The organism is Segatella albensis DSM 11370 = JCM 12258 (assembly GCF_000426565.1).
GTDB lineage: Bacteria > Bacteroidota > Bacteroidia > Bacteroidales > Bacteroidaceae > Prevotella > Prevotella albensis.
The window spans coordinates 1-16,453 of the sequence record NZ_AUFP01000001.1 but is presented as its reverse complement, the minus strand read 5'-3'; the positions used below and the strand labels follow the sequence as shown (position 1 = coordinate 16,453).

At 41.9% G+C, this 16,453-nt stretch carries 14 protein-coding genes; 13 read left to right on the top strand and 1 reads right to left on the bottom strand.

The genetic code is table 11. From position 1 onward, the window contains the following. Positions 1–53 precede the first annotated feature (53 nt). From K333_RS13400 to K333_RS0100010, 13 genes are all read left to right on the top strand, one after another. A complete protein-coding gene (locus K333_RS13400; RefSeq protein ID WP_244870398.1) occupies positions 54–200 on the top strand; it encodes a hypothetical protein in 147 nt (48 codons plus the stop codon). 429 nt (positions 201–629) lie between these two features. Further along, on the top strand, positions 630–1,832 hold the full coding sequence (locus K333_RS0100065) for an alpha/beta hydrolase-fold protein (RefSeq protein ID WP_024990234.1): 1,203 nt from the start codon (positions 630–632) through the stop codon (positions 1,830–1,832). Positions 1,833–3,095: 1,263 nt separating this feature from the next. Beyond that, complete coding sequence (gene rplM / locus K333_RS0100060; protein ID WP_024990235.1) at positions 3,096–3,557, top strand: 50S ribosomal protein L13; 462 nt, start codon at positions 3,096–3,098, stop codon at positions 3,555–3,557. Positions 3,558–3,565: 8 nt separating this feature from the next. Next, positions 3,566–3,952: a 30S ribosomal protein S9 gene (gene rpsI, locus K333_RS0100055; protein WP_024990236.1), complete on the top strand. Its 387-nt coding sequence runs from the start codon at positions 3,566–3,568 to the stop codon at positions 3,950–3,952. Between the two features lie 114 nt (positions 3,953–4,066). After that, entirely contained in the window at positions 4,067–4,861 is a 795-nt protein-coding gene (gene rpsB, locus K333_RS0100050) for a 30S ribosomal protein S2 (protein WP_024990237.1), read from the top strand. Between the two features lie 33 nt (positions 4,862–4,894). Next, positions 4,895–5,893, top strand: a complete 999-nt coding sequence (gene tsf / locus K333_RS0100045; protein WP_024990238.1) for a translation elongation factor Ts — start codon at positions 4,895–4,897, stop codon at positions 5,891–5,893. Positions 5,894–5,965: 72 nt separating this feature from the next. Then, positions 5,966–6,583, top strand: a complete 618-nt coding sequence (locus K333_RS0100040) for a fumarylacetoacetate hydrolase family protein (protein WP_024990239.1) — start codon at positions 5,966–5,968, stop codon at positions 6,581–6,583. Between the two features lie 3 nt (positions 6,584–6,586). Further along, positions 6,587–10,144 carry a type IX secretion system sortase PorU gene (gene porU, locus K333_RS0100035; RefSeq protein WP_024990240.1) on the top strand — a complete coding sequence of 1,186 codons (3,558 nt, stop codon included), beginning with the start codon at positions 6,587–6,589 and terminating at the stop codon, positions 10,142–10,144. A gap of 24 nt (positions 10,145–10,168) precedes the next feature. Further along, positions 10,169–11,347 (top strand): type IX secretion system outer membrane channel protein PorV, encoded by a 1,179-nt coding sequence (porV, locus tag K333_RS0100030; protein WP_024990241.1) that lies wholly within the window; start codon positions 10,169–10,171, stop codon positions 11,345–11,347. A gap of 5 nt (positions 11,348–11,352) precedes the next feature. After that, entirely contained in the window at positions 11,353–11,832 is a 480-nt protein-coding gene (gene ispF, locus K333_RS0100025) for a 2-C-methyl-D-erythritol 2,4-cyclodiphosphate synthase (RefSeq protein WP_024990242.1), read from the top strand. A 398-nt stretch (positions 11,833–12,230) separates the two neighbouring features. Beyond that, the gene (locus K333_RS0100020) at positions 12,231–13,505 is read left to right on the top strand and encodes a glycosyltransferase family 4 protein (RefSeq protein WP_024990243.1); all 1,275 of its coding nucleotides are present in this window, start codon (positions 12,231–12,233) and stop codon (positions 13,503–13,505) included. Continuing rightward, positions 13,502–14,278 carry a glycosyltransferase family 2 protein gene (locus K333_RS0100015; RefSeq protein ID WP_024990244.1) on the top strand — a complete coding sequence of 259 codons (777 nt, stop codon included), beginning with the start codon at positions 13,502–13,504 and terminating at the stop codon, positions 14,276–14,278. The genes K333_RS0100020 and K333_RS0100015 overlap by 4 nt, the downstream gene beginning before the upstream one ends. Positions 14,279–14,304: 26 nt before the next feature. Then, positions 14,305–16,107, top strand: coding sequence for a glycoside hydrolase family 2 protein (locus K333_RS0100010; protein WP_024990245.1), 1,803 nt, complete (start codon positions 14,305–14,307; stop codon positions 16,105–16,107). A 70-nt stretch (positions 16,108–16,177) separates the two neighbouring features. On the opposite strand, the gene K333_RS0100005 is transcribed toward K333_RS0100010, so the two are convergent. Then, a partial coding sequence (locus tag K333_RS0100005) for an IS3 family transposase (RefSeq protein WP_027452180.1) occupies positions 16,178–16,453 on the bottom strand: 276 nt, incomplete at its 5' end.

The window sequence follows — 16,453 nt, the reverse complement described above, 5'->3', positions numbered from 1 at the left end:
ACGATGTTAATAGATGGGGAAATAGGAAAGTCTTAGCACTTTTTAATGTGAAAATGAATAGGCTAGGCGAAAATAGAGAGCAGCGATTGATACAATTATTCCGATGGGGTGATGCCACGGCAATGGATAGATTGTATATCGAGATACAAAAAAGTGGCATTCCAAAAGATGTCACTTTCACTATTACACTATATCGATAAATTATTTAATACTCGAAGTAAAGGGCTTACTTGCCCATCGACATTTTGTTGTTAACGTTTACTACGTTTGCACTTACTGCTACAACAACTGCTAATACAAACATTAATGTCATCATAATTTGTTTCCTTTCCTAATTTAGAGCCTCAGGCTCATTAAACAATCTTTTTATCCTTGAATTATCCTTTAACTGCTGCAAGGGTACGCATTGTGTACGAACACAGCAAGAAAAATCTTGTTTTTAGTGTAAAATTCCGCTTTTTCTTGCTCTATGTCAAGAATATGGCATCATGATGAATGAAAAATAGGGTAGAATATTATCTATATATGTGTAAAATTGAGATTTAAAATCTAAAATTATTTTACGGATGTTTGCAACTGTACTAAAATATATGTACTTTTGTACTATCATTGAAAAAATACTTCATAATATGAGAAACTTTAAGAAAACAATAGCCGTATTTTCCTTTTTTTTCTGTCTGCCGTCCCCTGGTATCATCCATGCACAGACGGCGTCAGAGCTCTATCTAAGTTCCAAGATTGAGACTTTCCTTCTTCCCTCTAGGTACTTTCCTTTCGATCGAAAGATTGACGTAATCTTACCTACAGGATATGATCTGTTAGAGGAAACACAGGACTTCAACGTGATCTATGTATTTGATGGTCAGACACGCGAGTATCCTATGATGGCGTACGCGATGCCAGCCTTTGTCAACTTGAAATATGGCGATAAGTCCATAATCGTGGCAGTGCACAGTCCTTCTTCCTCAATATATTCTAGACAGGATGACTTTCTCCCTGATGATGAGGCCACGAAGGCACGTTATCATGGTCATGGCGGTTATGCTGATGCCCTTGGACGATTCGTATCAGAAGAGCTCTTCCCCTATATCAACAGCCACTATCATACCAACGGTCATAATCTTGCCATCGGTCATTCTCTTGGCGCATCTTTTCTGCTCCATAATTTGGTGACTCGAAATATCTTTGATCACATTATAGCCATCTCTCCAAACTTTGCCTACGGTAATCAGTATCTGGCTAAGGAATTCATAGGTTATGACTTCAACCAGAAAAAGGCGCCTAAGTTTCTCTTTATCAGTGACGCAGGAGAAGAGCGGATCCAGGGATGGAGTGACTGGAAGCCTGCTAGGGAGATCATTGATGAGTTTGTTGCAAAAGGTGGTATCCCGAAGAGTACGGTCTATACCCGCAGGTCATATCTTGACTATGACCATATGAGCAGTTTTGTACCGGCTCTGAGGGATGCACTCTCTCGCTATTATGCTTACAGGGATTCCTTGTCTGCCGGTCAGAGTCAGACCAAGGAGACTTATCATAAGCATCTAGAACTCATTGTTCCCAAGGGGTCAGGAGAGGTATATATTACCGGCAATCAGACCTGCCTTAAGAACTGGAATCCTAAGGGTGTCAAGATGAAGCAGGTTAGTGATACGCTTCGCGTGATTGATGTGGATGTACAGTTGCCAGTGTACTTCAAGTTCACTCAGGGAAGCTGGCAGACAGAAGCAGTCTACGAAAACTCCTATTCATATCAGAACCAGTTCTTCGAGAGCAAGACCCGGGAAAGTTATTGCTTTAAGATTGATGAGTGGGAAAAAGTAAACGAATAGAAAGTATAGAATGAAAGGATAATAGATGAGAGAAATTTTCTATGGTGATCCCTTGCCTCCCAGCGGGATCCGAACACGTTCTCTCGACCTCTTATTTCAGTGGCATTTAGCAACCGATATTCAGAGCTATTTTCTCTTTAAACTTCTTCTGTCTCAATTTTTCAAGAATCTCAGCCCCCTTTACATGACCTTAAACCTGTAGCGGAATGTATCGACGCTGATAATCAACGATTCAACCTCAAAAAAAACACCCTTAAAAAGTGTAGCGAAGTTGTAGTGATGATGTGGCGACTTGTGGCGATGTCAAAATAAGACTACTTTTTTGAGAGTAAATCATGTTTTATAATAAACTTAATCCTGTAGATACATTATTTGATATCTTTGTCTTAAAAATACCTCTTGCATATATATCTTGACCAATCGCCATACATTATTAATTATTGGCTCAGGAAGTAGAAAGGAATCATTGCGTAAGTTGAGTTCGTGAATAGTTAAGATAGGTTTATATTCCTTAATTCCCAACCGATAAAAGACGCTCATAATTCGTGAATTCAGAATTAAAGATGGGGTTGGTTACGAATATTAAAAATATGAGTAAAATATAATTACTTGATTATCAGCGGATTGGAATTTTATTGCTTGTTTTTGTTCTCGAAAAGCACCGGAATTGTAGGCTTTTCTAGTTAACTGCATAAGGCTATATACCTATTCACATTGGCTTACAAAGTTAACTGCGTAAGCTGATGAAGTTAACTTCGTTCAAAAATGCAACCTTTTGGAGAACGTTTCTTATGTTTTTAGAGAGTGAAAATGCAGCCAAGCGTTCTAGATGAAGTAAAAAGCGGAAAATTTCTCTTTTAACAGTTCCGTGATAAAGTTTAAAGATTGTGAAGAGTTCTTCTGATAATCTCTACTCCTATATGACTTATATATTATTGTAAATAAAAACCAGAGTACGTTAATAATCTATAATATAGTTAATAATTTATAAAATGACATACTTGCAAGACAAGTGTTGATGCTCGTTTTAAATAAAATATGTACCTTTGCACACCGAATTGTGAAGGTCTACGCTTAGAAGCCTTCGCGCAGAGCCGTGTTAATAGTACTTCTTCTGGCCGAGAAGTGCGGTTAGTGAATCGGTGAAGCTACAGAGAGTAATGCTGTGGATGGTCTCTTTTAGACTGGAGGCGCCGCGAGGTCTCTGTAAGATTCGACAGAAAGTAATCAATTAGTTTTTTAGTAGTAAAATTAAATTTTAAAATGGACACTTTAAGTTACAAGACTATTTCCGCAAACAAGGAAACAGCTAAGAAAGAGTGGGTCGTAGTTGACGCCAGCGATCAGATCGTAGGTCGCCTCTGCTCAAAAGTTGCAAAGCTGCTCCGCGGAAAGTACAAACCAAACTTCACACCTAACGTAGATTGTGGAGACAACGTAATCATTATCAATGCCGCTAAGGTAGTTTTCTCTGGTAAAAAGGAAACAGATAAGGTTTACACACGTTATACTGGTTATCCAGGTGGTCAGCGTTTCAATACTCCTGCTGAGCTCCGTACTCGCAAGAACGGTATCGACAAGATTATTCGTCACGCTGTTAAGGGTATGTTGCCAAAGGGCCCTCTGGGTCGTTCTTTGATGAACAACCTTTATGTTTTCGATGGTGCAGAGCACGATAAGGAAGCTCAGAAGCCAAAGTCAATTGATATTAACCAGTATAAGTAATTTTAGAAATGGAAGTAATTAATGCAATTGGTCGCCGTAAGAGCGCTGTAGCTCGTGTATACCTGACAGAGGGTACCGGCAAGATCACAATTAATAAAAAAGATATCGAGACATTCTTCCCATCAGCAATTCTTCGCTATGTTGTAAAGCAGCCATTACAGTTGCTCGAGGCTGAGGGTAAGTATGATATTAAGGCTAACCTTGACGGTGGTGGTTTCACAGGTCAGAGCCAGGCTCTTCGCCTTGCTATCGCTCGTGCACTCGTTAAGATCAACGCTGAAGACAAGAAGGCTCTTAAGGATGCAGGATTCCTGACCCGTGATAGCCGTGCTGTTGAGCGTAAGAAACCAGGTCAGCCTAAGGCTCGTCGTCGCTTCCAGTTCAGTAAGCGTTAATCACTGGACTACCAGTTTAGTATCTAAACCTATAAGACTTCCTGATGGGATTACTTATGGGCTGATTCTAACAAGAATTAAAAAGAAAGTAAACAATTTAAAAAAGAAAAAGAAATGTCAAGAACAAATTTTGACCAATTATTGCAGGCAGGTTGCCACTTCGGTCACCTCAAGCGTAAATGGAATCCAGCAATGGCTCCTTACATCTTCATGGAGCGTAATGGTATTCATATTATCGACCTTAACAAGACTGTAGCTAAGATTGACGAGGCTGCTGAGGCTCTTAAGGGTATCGCAAAGTCAGGCAAAAAGGTATTGTTTGTCGCTACTAAAAAACAGGCTAAGGACGTTGTAGCTGAAAAGGCTGCTTCTGTTAATATGCCTTATGTTATTGAGCGCTGGCCAGGTGGTATGCTCACTAACTTCCCTACTATTCGTAAGGCTGTTAAGAAAATGGCAAACATCGATAAGCTGATGAATGACGGTACATTCTCTAACCTTTCTAAGCGCGAGCTGCTTCAGATCAGCCGTCAGCGTGCTAAGTTGGAGAAGAACCTTGGTTCTATCGCTGACCTTACTCGTCTTCCAAGCGCACTCTTCGTTATCGACGTAATGAAGGAGCACATCGCTGTTAAGGAGGCTAATCGTCTTGGTATCCCTGTATTTGCTATTGTAGATACAAACTCTGATCCTAAGAACGTAGATTACATCATCCCTGCTAACGATGACGCTAAGGATTCTATCGAGGTTATCCTTTCTGCTGTTTGCGGTGCAATCGCTGAGGGTCTCGAGGAGCGTAAGGCTGAGAAGGCTGATGAGAAGGCTGCTGCTGAGCAGAAGGAAGTTGCTGCTGACGCAAAACCTAAGCGTGCTCGCAAGGCTGCACAGGCAGAGGCTACTGCTGAGTAATTTTTAATTAATAAAAAATAAGGAAACTATATTATGGCTGTATCTATAGCTGATATCCAGAAGCTTCGTAAGATGACAGGTGCTGGTCTTGCTGACTGTAAGAAGGCGCTGACTGAGGCTGATGGTGATATTAATAAGGCAATCGAGCTCGTTCGTGAGCGTGGTCTTGCTATCGCTGCAAAGCGTTCTGACCGTGAGACTTCTAATGGTTGTGTCCTCGTAAAGAAGGTAGACAATTTCGCAGCAATGGTTGCTGTTAAGTGTGAGACTGACTTCGTTGCTGCTGGTAAAGACTTCATCGCAATGGTTCAGGAAATCCTTGACGCTGCTATCGCTAACAAGTGCCAGAACCTTGACGAGGTTAAGGCTCTTAAGCTCGCTAACGGCGATGACGCTGAGACTGCTGTAAAGCATCGCTCTGGTGTTACCGGTGAGAAGATGGAGCTTGATGGCTACAACTTCTTGGAGGGTGAGAACGTATCTGTATACGATCACATGGGTAAGCACACTCTCGCTACTATGGTTCTTTTGAACGAGAACAACGAGGAGGCTGCTCATAAGGTTGCTATGCAGGTTGCTGCTATGAAACCAGTTGCTCTTGATGAGGCTTCTGTTGCTCAGTCTGTAAAGGATGAGGAACTTCGTGTTGCTATCGAGAAGACTAAGGAAGAGCAGGTTGAGAAGGCTGTTGTTGCTGCTATCCGTAAGGCTGGTATCAACCCAGCTCACGTAGACTCTGAGGATCATATCGAGTCTAACATGAAGAAGGGTTGGATTACTGCTGAGCAGGCTGAGCAGGCTCGCGAGATCAGAAAGACTGTTGCTGCTGAGAAGGCTGCAAATCTTCCTGAGCAGATGATCCAGAATATCGCTAAGGGTCGTATGGCTAAGTTCTTCAAGGAGAACTGCCTTGTTGATCAGGAGTTCCAGTTTGGCGACGGCGACAAGAAGACTGTTGCTCAGTGGCTTCAGGAGCAGAGTAAGGATTTGAAGGTTGTTGCTTACAAGCGTTTCAGCCTCTCTGCTGACTAATTCCAGAATTAGTAAAAACCAAATAGGGGGCGTCTGTTTTTCGCAAGAAGAGCAGACGCTCATTTTTTTAATATGAAAATCTTTGCTATTGGATTGAACTATCTGGAGCACAATAAAGCGCTCCATGGTTCGTTATTAAAACCAGAAGAACCGGTAATTTTCATGAAACCAGAAACGGCACTGCTCAAAGATCATCATCCGTTCTTTATCCCTGATGATATGGGACGCATCGAGTATGAGACTGAGGTGGTGGTGCGAATCAACAAACTTGGTAAGTCGGTACCTGCACGCTTTGCTTCGCGTTATTATGACGCTGTCACTGTAGGAATTGATTTTACGGCCCGGGAGATGCAGGCTAAGTTTAAAGCTGCTGGTCGTCCATGGGAGGTTGCTAAGGGATTTGATAATTCTGCGGCGATAGGTGACTGGATAGAGGTGGAAAAGATACGCGATGTACAGGCTCTTAACTTCCATCTGGACATCAATGGAAAGACCGTGCAGACTGGATGTACTGCTGATATGCTTTTTAAGATAGATGAGATCATTGAATATATCAGTCGTTTCTTTACGTTGAAAACGGGTGACTTACTCTATACGGGATGCCCGACGGGGTGTGGACCGGTACAGATCGATGACCATCTTGAAGGCTATCTGGGTGACCAAAAGGTTCTTGACTTTGAATGTAAATAAAATATGGTGAGGAGGCTACTTTGGAGTTGTGTAACATTCCTTCTGCTTCTTAGTGTCTCTGCTCATGCGGAGAGGAAGGTATTCTTTAACTTGACAGCAAGTCAGGTTAGAGCCGACTCCATTCTGCCTCAGTTTACCTATTCCATCCCACTTGCCGGTGATTGGAGGGATTCTATTTATACGGTGAGTTTGGCCTATCCGGAATTCATAGAGATGGAAGCCTCGGATGTTGCCGCTTATAACCATATATCGGGTGCTCCTTTGCCCGAGTTGCCATCTGTTGTACCTCAGTTGGCAACGAATCGACAACAAGGTTCACTTGTTGTTAGTTTTTGTCCTTATGTGTTTCGTAATAACAGATATCAGATCCTTGTTAGTTTCATGCTTCGTGTAGAGGCTAAGGCGAAGTCTCGTTCTGTCAGCAAGTTGTATTCTGTTACCCGTGCTTCGTCTTTGCAGCAGCGTTATGCTCCGTCTTCGGTTCTTGCCACAGGAAACTGGGCCAAGATCCGTGTGCCGTCTACCGGTGTGTATCAGTTGACGGAGGATATCATCCGACGGGCTGGGTTTACAGATATTAATAAGGTGAAAATCTATGGATATGGTGGTGCTCTACAACCAGAAAAATTAGACGGAGGTTATCTCGCAAGTCATGATGACCTGAAGGAAGTTGCCCAGTGCGTGATAGGAAGTAAGCATCTGTTTTATGCCCAAGGACCGGTAAGTTGGTCGGACTATACGACAACCATAAGAACACGAAACCCATATTCAAACTATGGTTACTATCTGATTACACAAAGCGAAGAACCCTCTCTGAAGATCGATTCTGTAAACTTTCTGCAAAGTTTCTATCCATCCCCGAATGATTATCATCATTTGTATGAAGTAGATGGGTATAGTTGGTATCATGGTGGAAGAAATCTCTTCGACCCAGAAGAAATCACCAGTGGACGGAACAAGCAAATTGTCTTTGCTAATCCCCAAGGTGCTAATAGCGGTAAACTATATGTGAAGATTACAGCCAGTTCGGAGAATACATCCTCTGTTTGGGTGAATGGTACGTGCCGAGGCCAGTTGAAGATAAAACTGTCTTCTTATGATAAGGCTAATGAAGCCTCTGCAATCTATGATATAGACCGTTTGTCGACTAGTGATACGATACTTATCAAAAACGAGTCGGGCGGTCCTATCCGTCTTGACTATGTGAGTATGTCTGTGGACAAGCCCCTGCCGGCACCGAATCTGTCATCTGTCCGGTCAACTCCAGAATACGTTTATAATATAACCAATCAAAATCATCATGCCGATGCCCAAGCTAATATGGTCATCATCATTCCGACTTCGCAGAAACTCTTGACGCAGGCACAACGTCTCAAGGCTTTCCACGAAAGTCATGACTCCTTGAGTGTGAACATCGTAGCAGCAGATGAACTCTATAATGAATTCTCCAGTGGTACACCGGATGTCAATGCATATCGTAGATACCTTAAAATGCTCTATGACAGAGCTGAAGGAGACGAGCATAAGATGCCGAAATATCTGTTGCTACTTGGTGATTGCGTGTGGGATAACCGTATGCTCACCAGTGACTGTCATCAGTTGAATGCCGATGATTATCTGTTATGCTATGAAAGTGAAAACTCATATAATGAGGTGATATGCTATGTGGACGATAGTTGGATAGGACTTCTTGATGATGGAGAAGGAAAAAGTCCGACGACGGAACTACTGGATGTTGCTGTAGGGCGTATACCTACGGTGAATGCCAGTGATGCCAAGGCTGTGGTAGATAAGATCATCAATTATGGTAATAACAAAAATGCAGGAAACTGGCAGAATGAAATCATGTTTATGGGAGATGATGGTAATGAGAATTTGCACATGGCAGATGAAAATGCCACTGCTGACATGATCTCTTCTTTCTATCCTGGGTATGTGACAAAGAAAGTCATGTGGGATGCCTATACCCGTGAGACATCATCTACGGGTAACACTTATCCGGAAGTGACTAGAATTCTAAAGCAGCAACAAGCGGGTGGTGCCTTGGTCATGGATTATGCGGGGCATGGTAGTGAGATACAACTCTCGCACGAGACAATACTTCGTATTTCTGATTTCTCTGAGTTTAAAAATAAGAATCTACCATTATGGATTACAGCTTCGTGTGACATCATGCCGTTTGACGGAACCTCGGAAACAATCGGGGAAAAGTGCTTGTTGAATAAGGATGGCGGTTCTGTGGCTTTCTATGGAACGACACGAACGGTATATGCTAACCTGAACAAGTATATGAACCGAGCATTCCTGTATTATGTGCTGAGTCATGATAGTAACGGGAAACCGATGACAATAGGTGAAGCCCATCGGTTAGCCCAGAATACGCTGGCACAAGGAGGCCCGTTTGGGGGTGATCGCTCCGAGAATCGATTGCAGTATTCTTTGTTAGGTGATCCTGCGCTGGCTTTGAACTTACCTTCGCGTACCATCAAGATAGATAGCGTGAATGGTATAGATGTGGATGCTATAGACAGTCTGCTGATGCTAAAGGCTGGTACTATAGCTAAGGTCTCCGGACATATAGAGAATGATGATAATTTTGACGGAATCGTCACGATGACGGTTCGAGATTCTAAGGAGTTGGTAACCTGTAAATTGAATGATGCGACCGAAGCAAGTGAACGTTTCACGTATTATGATAGGACCAAAACTTTATATCAAGGTACGGATAGCATCAAGAGCGGTCGTTTCGAGTTTACTTTTGCAGTACCTAAGGATATCAACTATTCAAAAGATCCAGGTTTGATAAATGTGTATGCCGTGAACGCAGACCATAGTATGTCCGCTCATGGATATTACGAAAAGTTCAATTTCGGAGAAGGCGAACAGATAGACAACGATTCTGTCGGCCCATCTATCTATTGCTATCTGAACAGTCGTTCTTTTGTGAATGGAGGTGATGTGAACCCTACACCATACTTTGTCGCTGAACTGTCAGACCGTCAGGGAATCAATGCAGCTGGTAATGGTATCGGGCACGATTTGATACTTATCATTGATGGTGATATGTCGAAAACTTATGTGCTGAATGATCATTTCACGTATGATTTCGGAAGTTATACTTCGGGAAAAACATTCTTTTCAATACCACAACTTGCCCCTGGTCGCCATACCTTACAGTTCAGAGCATGGGATGTACAGAATAATTCATCAATATCCACATTAGACTTTAATGTCGTAAATGGTCTGCAACCAACCCTTTTCGATGTCTCTACGACGAATAATCCGGTCAAGACCTCCACAACGTTTATCATTAATCATGATCGAACGGGAAGTAATATGGAGGTGACCCTCGAAGTATTTGATCTCGCAGGCAGACTTCTCTGGAAACATCATGAGAGTGGCGTTCCAACGACAACGGCTTATACCGTGGATTGGGATTTGACAACGGATGGAGGACGAAGATTGGGGACAGGAGTATATCTCTATCGTGCCAAGATCGCTTCTGACGGTAGCAACGAAGTTTCCAAAGCTAAGAAATTGATCGTAGTCAGCAATAACTAAGTATAAACAACGTTTATTCAGTATATGAACAAATCCATGAAAATAATGATCTCCAGTCTACTGGCAGTGATGTCACTGACAGTTTCGGCTCAGGACAAGAATAGTATGTTCAACCCTGTTCATACTTCGGTAACATCACAGACAATAGCCCCGGATGCACGAGGTGGTGCGATGGGTGACATCGGTGCAGCTACCGATCCGGATGTGAACTCACAGTATTGGAATCCGGCAAAATATCCTTTCGCCATTTCCCGTGCAGGGGTTGCCCTTAACTATACCCCGTGGTTGAGACAACTTGTAAATGATATGGATTTAGCATATCTTGCAGGATATTATCGCATAGGTGATTATAGTGCAGTGTCTAGTTCTTTGCGCTATTTCTCCTTGGGCGAGGTGTATACCAGCAGCGATGTCTCGGGGAGTAATGACATGACGATTCATCCCTATGAGATGTCATTCGACGTTGCCTATTCCCTGATGCTTAGTGAAAAATTCTCTATTGCAGCCGCAGTGAGGTGGATTCATTCTGATCTTACCTACGACTATACCGAGGAGACAACTCCGGGAAATGCGTTCGCTGCAGATATAGCGGCTTATTATCAGAACTATATAAATATAGGACAGCGTGAATGTCAGTTGGGTATCGGACTTAATGTCTCGAATATCGGTTCCAAGATAACCTTTGGCGGAGACGATAACAGTGAGTTTATCCCTACGAATCTTCGTTTGGGAGCATCCCTCATGGTACCTATTGATGAATATAATAAATTCACGATAGCAGCAGACGCCAATAAATTACTTGTACCTACTTATCCACAGAAGAAAGACGGAGAAAGTGATGAAGATTTCGAAGTGCGTAAGCAGAAAGACTACTACGATGTGTCAAGTATCAGTGGAATGTTCAAGAGTTTTACGGATGCACCTGGTGGATTTAAAGAAGAGATGCAGGAAGTAAACTGGAGTGTAGGTGGTGAATATACCTATAACGATAAATTTTCGGTTCGTGTCGGTTATCATCACGAGAGCGAGAACAAGGGAAATCGCAAATATTTCACGGTAGGTGCCGGTTTCAAGATGAATGTATTCTCGTTGGATGCAGGATATGTTATCGCAACAGCCAAGAGTAATCCTCTTGACCAGACGATGCGTTTTACCCTTACCTTTGATATGGACGGAATTAAAGATTTGTTTAAGCGAAAATAAAATATATGAAGATTAGAGTAGGAATGGGCTATGATGTTCATAAGCTCGTAGAAGGTAGAGACTTGTGGTTGGGCGGAATCAAGATTGAACATACCCTTGGATTGTTAGGACATAGTGATGCCGACGTGCTGATACATGCAATATGTGATGCACTTCTTGGTGCTGCGAATTTGCGTGATATTGGTTATCATTTTCCTGATACGGCAGAATCAACATTGGATATCGATTCAAAGATCCTTTTGAAGAAAACAATGGATTTGGTTCGTGCAAAAGGATTCGAACTTGGTAACATCGACGCTACAGTCTGTGCCGAACGTCCGAAATTGAACCCTCATGTTCCGGAAATGAAAGAATGCCTGGCAAAAATTCTGGAAACAGATGTCGATAATATCAGTATCAAAGCTACGACAACAGAGAAATTAGGTTTTACAGGAAGACAAGAAGGAATTTCAGCCTATGCGGTCTGTTTAATCGAAAAGAGTTGATATATGTCAATTATACGCTTTTAATTCACTGTGTGCGAGCACAATGTTTTGATATAGGTCAAGAAAGTATAGGATTAGACTAAAAAGATAATAGAACAGTTGCTACTTTCAAAATCTTGACGTACCTTTGCATCATCAAAAGGTTAATAGATTGTTTAGGTTAGTAGTAATAAATAGATTTTTAGGTTTTTAGTTATTAGGTTTTAAGGTAAATAACATGATTGTTTAACAGGTTGACAAAGAGAGTCGTGAGACTATCTTTTGTTAAGAATAAAATGATAGTTAAACATAATGATATGCTGCAGCTCGTTGAGAGTTGCAGCATATTTTTTTATATAACTTTACAAATTAGTATCAATTTATTTTGTATTATCTTTGATTTGCCTTATCTTTGCATTATGCGAGTATTGATAATAAACACATCAGAGAAAACAGGTGGAGCAGCCGTTGCTGCCAATCGCCTGATGGATGCCTTAAATAATAATGGTGTCAAAGCCAAGATGCTAGTACGTGATAAAATCACCGATGACATTACCGTTGTGGGATTGAACTGCAGTATGAAAACGCAGTTTCATTTCCTTTGGGAACGTTGGTGCATATTTTGGCACTTGCATTTTTCGAAGGATCATTTATGGGAGATAGATCTTGCCAATTCCGGAAATGATATAACATCTCTTCCTGAATTCCAAGAGGCTGATGTCATTCATCTCTCATGGATAAATCAAGGTATGCTGTCTTTTTCTGGCATCCGGAAAATCCTAAAGAGTGGTAAACCTATCGTCTGGACGATGCATGATCTATGGAATGCTACGGGTATCTGCCATTACTCTCGCAAGTGCAAACGATATGCCTCGGGGTGTGGACAATGTCCGCTGTTGCCAGGTGGTGGCTCTAAGAAGGATATCTCTGCCCAGGTGTTTAAGAACAAACAGAATCTCTATAAGGATGCCAACATACATTTCGTGGCTTGTAGCAGATGGCTGCAAGATGAGGCTAAGAATAGTGCATTACTCGTTGGGCGTCACCTTACCAATATCCCTAACCCTATTGATACACGTATCTATTGTCAACACGATAAGAAGGAAGCACGACTTTATGCCGGTCTTCCAGAGGATAAGCGAATTATTCTCTTCGTGTCACAGAAAGTGACAGATGAGCGTAAAGGTATGGAATATTTTGTGGAGGCCATGAATATTCTGGTGAAGAATGATCCTTCTTATAAGGACAATACCTGTATCGCAATTCTGGGAGGACACTCTGAAGATGTCGCAGACCGTCTTCCTTTACCGGTATATCCTCTGGGGTTTGTCAACGACGATAAGAAAATCGTATGCGTTTACAATTCTGCAGATGTTTTTGTATTGCCGTCTCTAGAAGATAATCTCCCGAATACCATTATGGAGGCAATGGCTTGTGGGGTACCTTGTGTAGGATTCAAGACCGGAGGAATACCGGAAATGATCGAACACCAGAAGAGTGGTTATGTAGCCCAATATATGAAGTCGGACGACTTGGCCCAAGGTATCCATTGGGTTCTGGATGAAGCTGATGCCGAACAACTCAGCAAGAATTGTCAGAAGAAGGTTGTACAAACTTATTCCCAGCATGCCGTAGCCATGCGTTATATCGAAGTATACAATCAGGCTCTTGCCTTTAAAAATTACAATATATGATAACTTTTAGCATTATTACCTGTACCTATAATGCTGAGTCTGTGCTTAAGCGTACACTTCATAGTGTGCTCGAACAGACTTATCCTTATGTCGAACATATCATATGGGATGGCGCATCGGAAGACCATACAATGGATATGGTAGATGAATATCTTCATGAAGATGAGCAAAAGGAAACCCGTCATCAGATTGTTGTCAGCTCTGAGCCTGATGGTGGACTTTATTTTGCGATGAATAAGGCGATAAAGAAAGCAACAGGAACGTATCTTGTGTTCCTTAATGCCGGAGATGTGTTCCCGGCCTCTGATACTTTGGAGGTGATAGCAAACTCTATTGGCGATGGAGAGGCTCTTCCTGGTGTGATCTATGGCGATACCGATATTGTAGATGAAGAGGGCCATTTCCTACGTCATCGCCGGTTGACACCACCGGAAAAATTGAGTTGGAAGTCGTTCAAGTATGGTATGTTAGTATGCCATCAGTCTTTTTATGCTCAGGCTGATATAGCCAAGGACGTGCTCTATAACACTAATTACAGATATTCTGCAGATGTCGATTGGTGTATCCGCATTATGAAAGTATGTAGTGAGAAAAAACTGAAACTAAAGTATGTCCATCATGTATTTACGAATTATCTGGATGGTGGAATGTCGATAAAGAACCATCGCGCTTCACTGAAAGAGCGCTTCCGGGTGATGCAAACTCATTACGGATGGATTACTACCGTTATGATGCATATATGGTTTGTCTTGCGATCGATGATAAAGAAATAACAGAAAACAAATAGTCTAAGAAATCAATGAAAAGAAAACTTTTATTGTTCATGTTGTCTATGGCAGCATGTGCTGACATGATGGCAATTCAGGAAGTTGCTGCCCCTATGAATGTGTATGCCCGCGATATGTTGTCGCTGAATGGAAAATGGAATTATATCATTGATCAACAAGATATCGGATATTATGATTATCGGATGAATCCTACGCCTTGGGGATTCTTCTTGGATGCTAAAGCAAATCAACCATCAGATTTAGTAGAATATAATTTCGACAAGAGTGAAACCTTGAAGGTACCTGGTGACTGGAATACGCAGGATGAGAAGTTATTTTGGTATGAAGGGACTGTCTGGTATCGGAAGAAATTTAATTGGATACCACAGGAAGGTCGCAGGTCTTTGCTTTATTTCGCAGCATCAAATTATATGACCCGTGTATGGGTGAATGGCAAAAAGGCTGGAGAGCACAAAGGCGGTTTCACTCCTTTTTGTTTTGATGTGTCTGATGCTGTGAAGAAAGGTGAAAATACAGTCGTTGTCATGGTCAATAATGTGCGAAGGAAGGAAAATATACCGACGCAGATCTTCGACTGGTGGAACTATGGCGGTATTACTCGTGATGTGATGATGGTTTCTGTTCCGCAAGTTTATATCGAGGATTATTTTGTCCAGTTGCGTAAGGGCAATCGTAAAATTGTTGACGTGAATGTGCGATTGAATGAATTTTGTGCAGGAAAGAAAGTTGTCTTGTCGATACCTGAATTAAAGGTAAACAAGCAGATGATAACAGATGAGAACGGTGTCGCCTCTGTCTCTCTACGCATCAAACCGGTGTTATGGAGTCCGAAGAATCCAAAGTTGTACCGAGTGAATCTGACAATGGGAGATGAAACTGTTAAGGATGAAATCGGTTTCAGAACAATAGAAACACGAGGTAAACAGATACTATTGAACGGTAAACCGATTTTCTTGAAAGGAGTATCTTGTCATGAGGAAACAGCTTATACGAGTCGTCGGTGCAATTCCGCTGAGGATGCCGATACGTTGATTAGTTGGGCAAAAGATCTGGGATGTAACTTCATGCGCTTGGCTCATTATCCCCACAATGAGCATGCCATTCGCGAAGCAGAGCGACAGGGCATACTTCTCTGGGAAGAACTACCTTGCTATTGGACTATCGACTGGACTAATGAGAGGACTTTTGCTTGTGCTAAGCGTCAGTTGACAGATATGATAGCTCGTGACAAAAATCGCGCAAATGTGATAATATGGTCGATAGCCAATGAAACTCCTCATAGTGAAGCTCGTGACAAATTCCTTTCGGGATTGGCTCGATATGCGCGTACTCAAGATAGTACCCGACTAATCTCTATGGCTATGGAGGTGACGGGGGCAAGTAATTATGTGAACCGATTGCATGATAACATGAGTAAATATGTTGATGTTGTTAGTTTTAATCAGTATATCGGTTGGTACCGCGATGTCAACGATGCTCCTAAGATGAAGTGGGAGATTCCTTATAACAAACCGGTTATTATCAGTGAGTTTGGTGGTGGTGCTGTTGCTGGGCTTCATGGGGATAAAAATCAGCGATGGACGGAGGAATTCCAAGAAAATCTATATGTGCAAAACTTGTCAATGCTCGATAAGATAGATGGTTTGGCTGGTACTACACCATGGGTATTGAAAGACTTCAGATCTCCTCGTCGCATGGAACCTGTTGTGCAGAAGGGCTTTAATCGGAAAGGTTTGTTTTCTGATCAGGGTAAACGCAAAAAGGCTTTCTACGTGATGAAGAAATGGTATGAGAAGAAGACCCTCCAGTATTAGAGATAGATAGTAAAAAAAATAGGATGCATCATCTGATGTGACCCCGAAAAGTTGGACGATTAATTAAATATTAATTATTTATCTCTCTATAGTAGTGAGCTCGGTATATAGCCGGGCTCATTCCTTTTAATCTCAGTTTTATTCTTTTATTGTTATACCACCATATATATTTTTTCAGTTCTCGTTCAAACTCTTCGATAGATTCAAAATGATTCACGTATAGCAATTCGTTCTTCATCAGTCCGAAGAAATTTTCCATCATAGCATTGTCCAGACAGTTGCCTTTCCTTGACATGCTTTGCACTATTCCATGGTCTTTGAGCATCTTCTGATACATCATGTGCTG

Excerpts from the sequence above, each read along its gene's own strand:
- K333_RS13400 (WP_244870398.1), top strand. The coding sequence starts at position 54 with ATGAATAGGCTAGGCGAAAATAGAGAGCAGCGATTGATACAATTATTC.
- K333_RS0100065 (WP_024990234.1), top strand. The coding sequence starts at position 630 with ATGAGAAACTTTAAGAAAACAATAGCCGTATTTTCCTTTTTTTTCTGT.
- rplM (WP_024990235.1), top strand. The coding sequence starts at position 3,096 with ATGGACACTTTAAGTTACAAGACTATTTCCGCAAACAAGGAAACAGCT.
- rpsI (WP_024990236.1), top strand. The coding sequence starts at position 3,566 with ATGGAAGTAATTAATGCAATTGGTCGCCGTAAGAGCGCTGTAGCTCGT.
- rpsB (WP_024990237.1), top strand. The coding sequence starts at position 4,067 with ATGTCAAGAACAAATTTTGACCAATTATTGCAGGCAGGTTGCCACTTC.
- tsf (WP_024990238.1), top strand. The coding sequence starts at position 4,895 with ATGGCTGTATCTATAGCTGATATCCAGAAGCTTCGTAAGATGACAGGT.
- K333_RS0100040 (WP_024990239.1), top strand. The coding sequence starts at position 5,966 with ATGAAAATCTTTGCTATTGGATTGAACTATCTGGAGCACAATAAAGCG.
- porU (WP_024990240.1), top strand. The coding sequence starts at position 6,587 with ATGGTGAGGAGGCTACTTTGGAGTTGTGTAACATTCCTTCTGCTTCTT.
- porV (WP_024990241.1), top strand. The coding sequence starts at position 10,169 with ATGAACAAATCCATGAAAATAATGATCTCCAGTCTACTGGCAGTGATG.
- ispF (WP_024990242.1), top strand. The coding sequence starts at position 11,353 with ATGAAGATTAGAGTAGGAATGGGCTATGATGTTCATAAGCTCGTAGAA.
- K333_RS0100020 (WP_024990243.1), top strand. The coding sequence starts at position 12,231 with ATGCGAGTATTGATAATAAACACATCAGAGAAAACAGGTGGAGCAGCC.
- K333_RS0100015 (WP_024990244.1), top strand. The coding sequence starts at position 13,502 with ATGATAACTTTTAGCATTATTACCTGTACCTATAATGCTGAGTCTGTG.
- K333_RS0100010 (WP_024990245.1), top strand. The coding sequence starts at position 14,305 with ATGAAAAGAAAACTTTTATTGTTCATGTTGTCTATGGCAGCATGTGCT.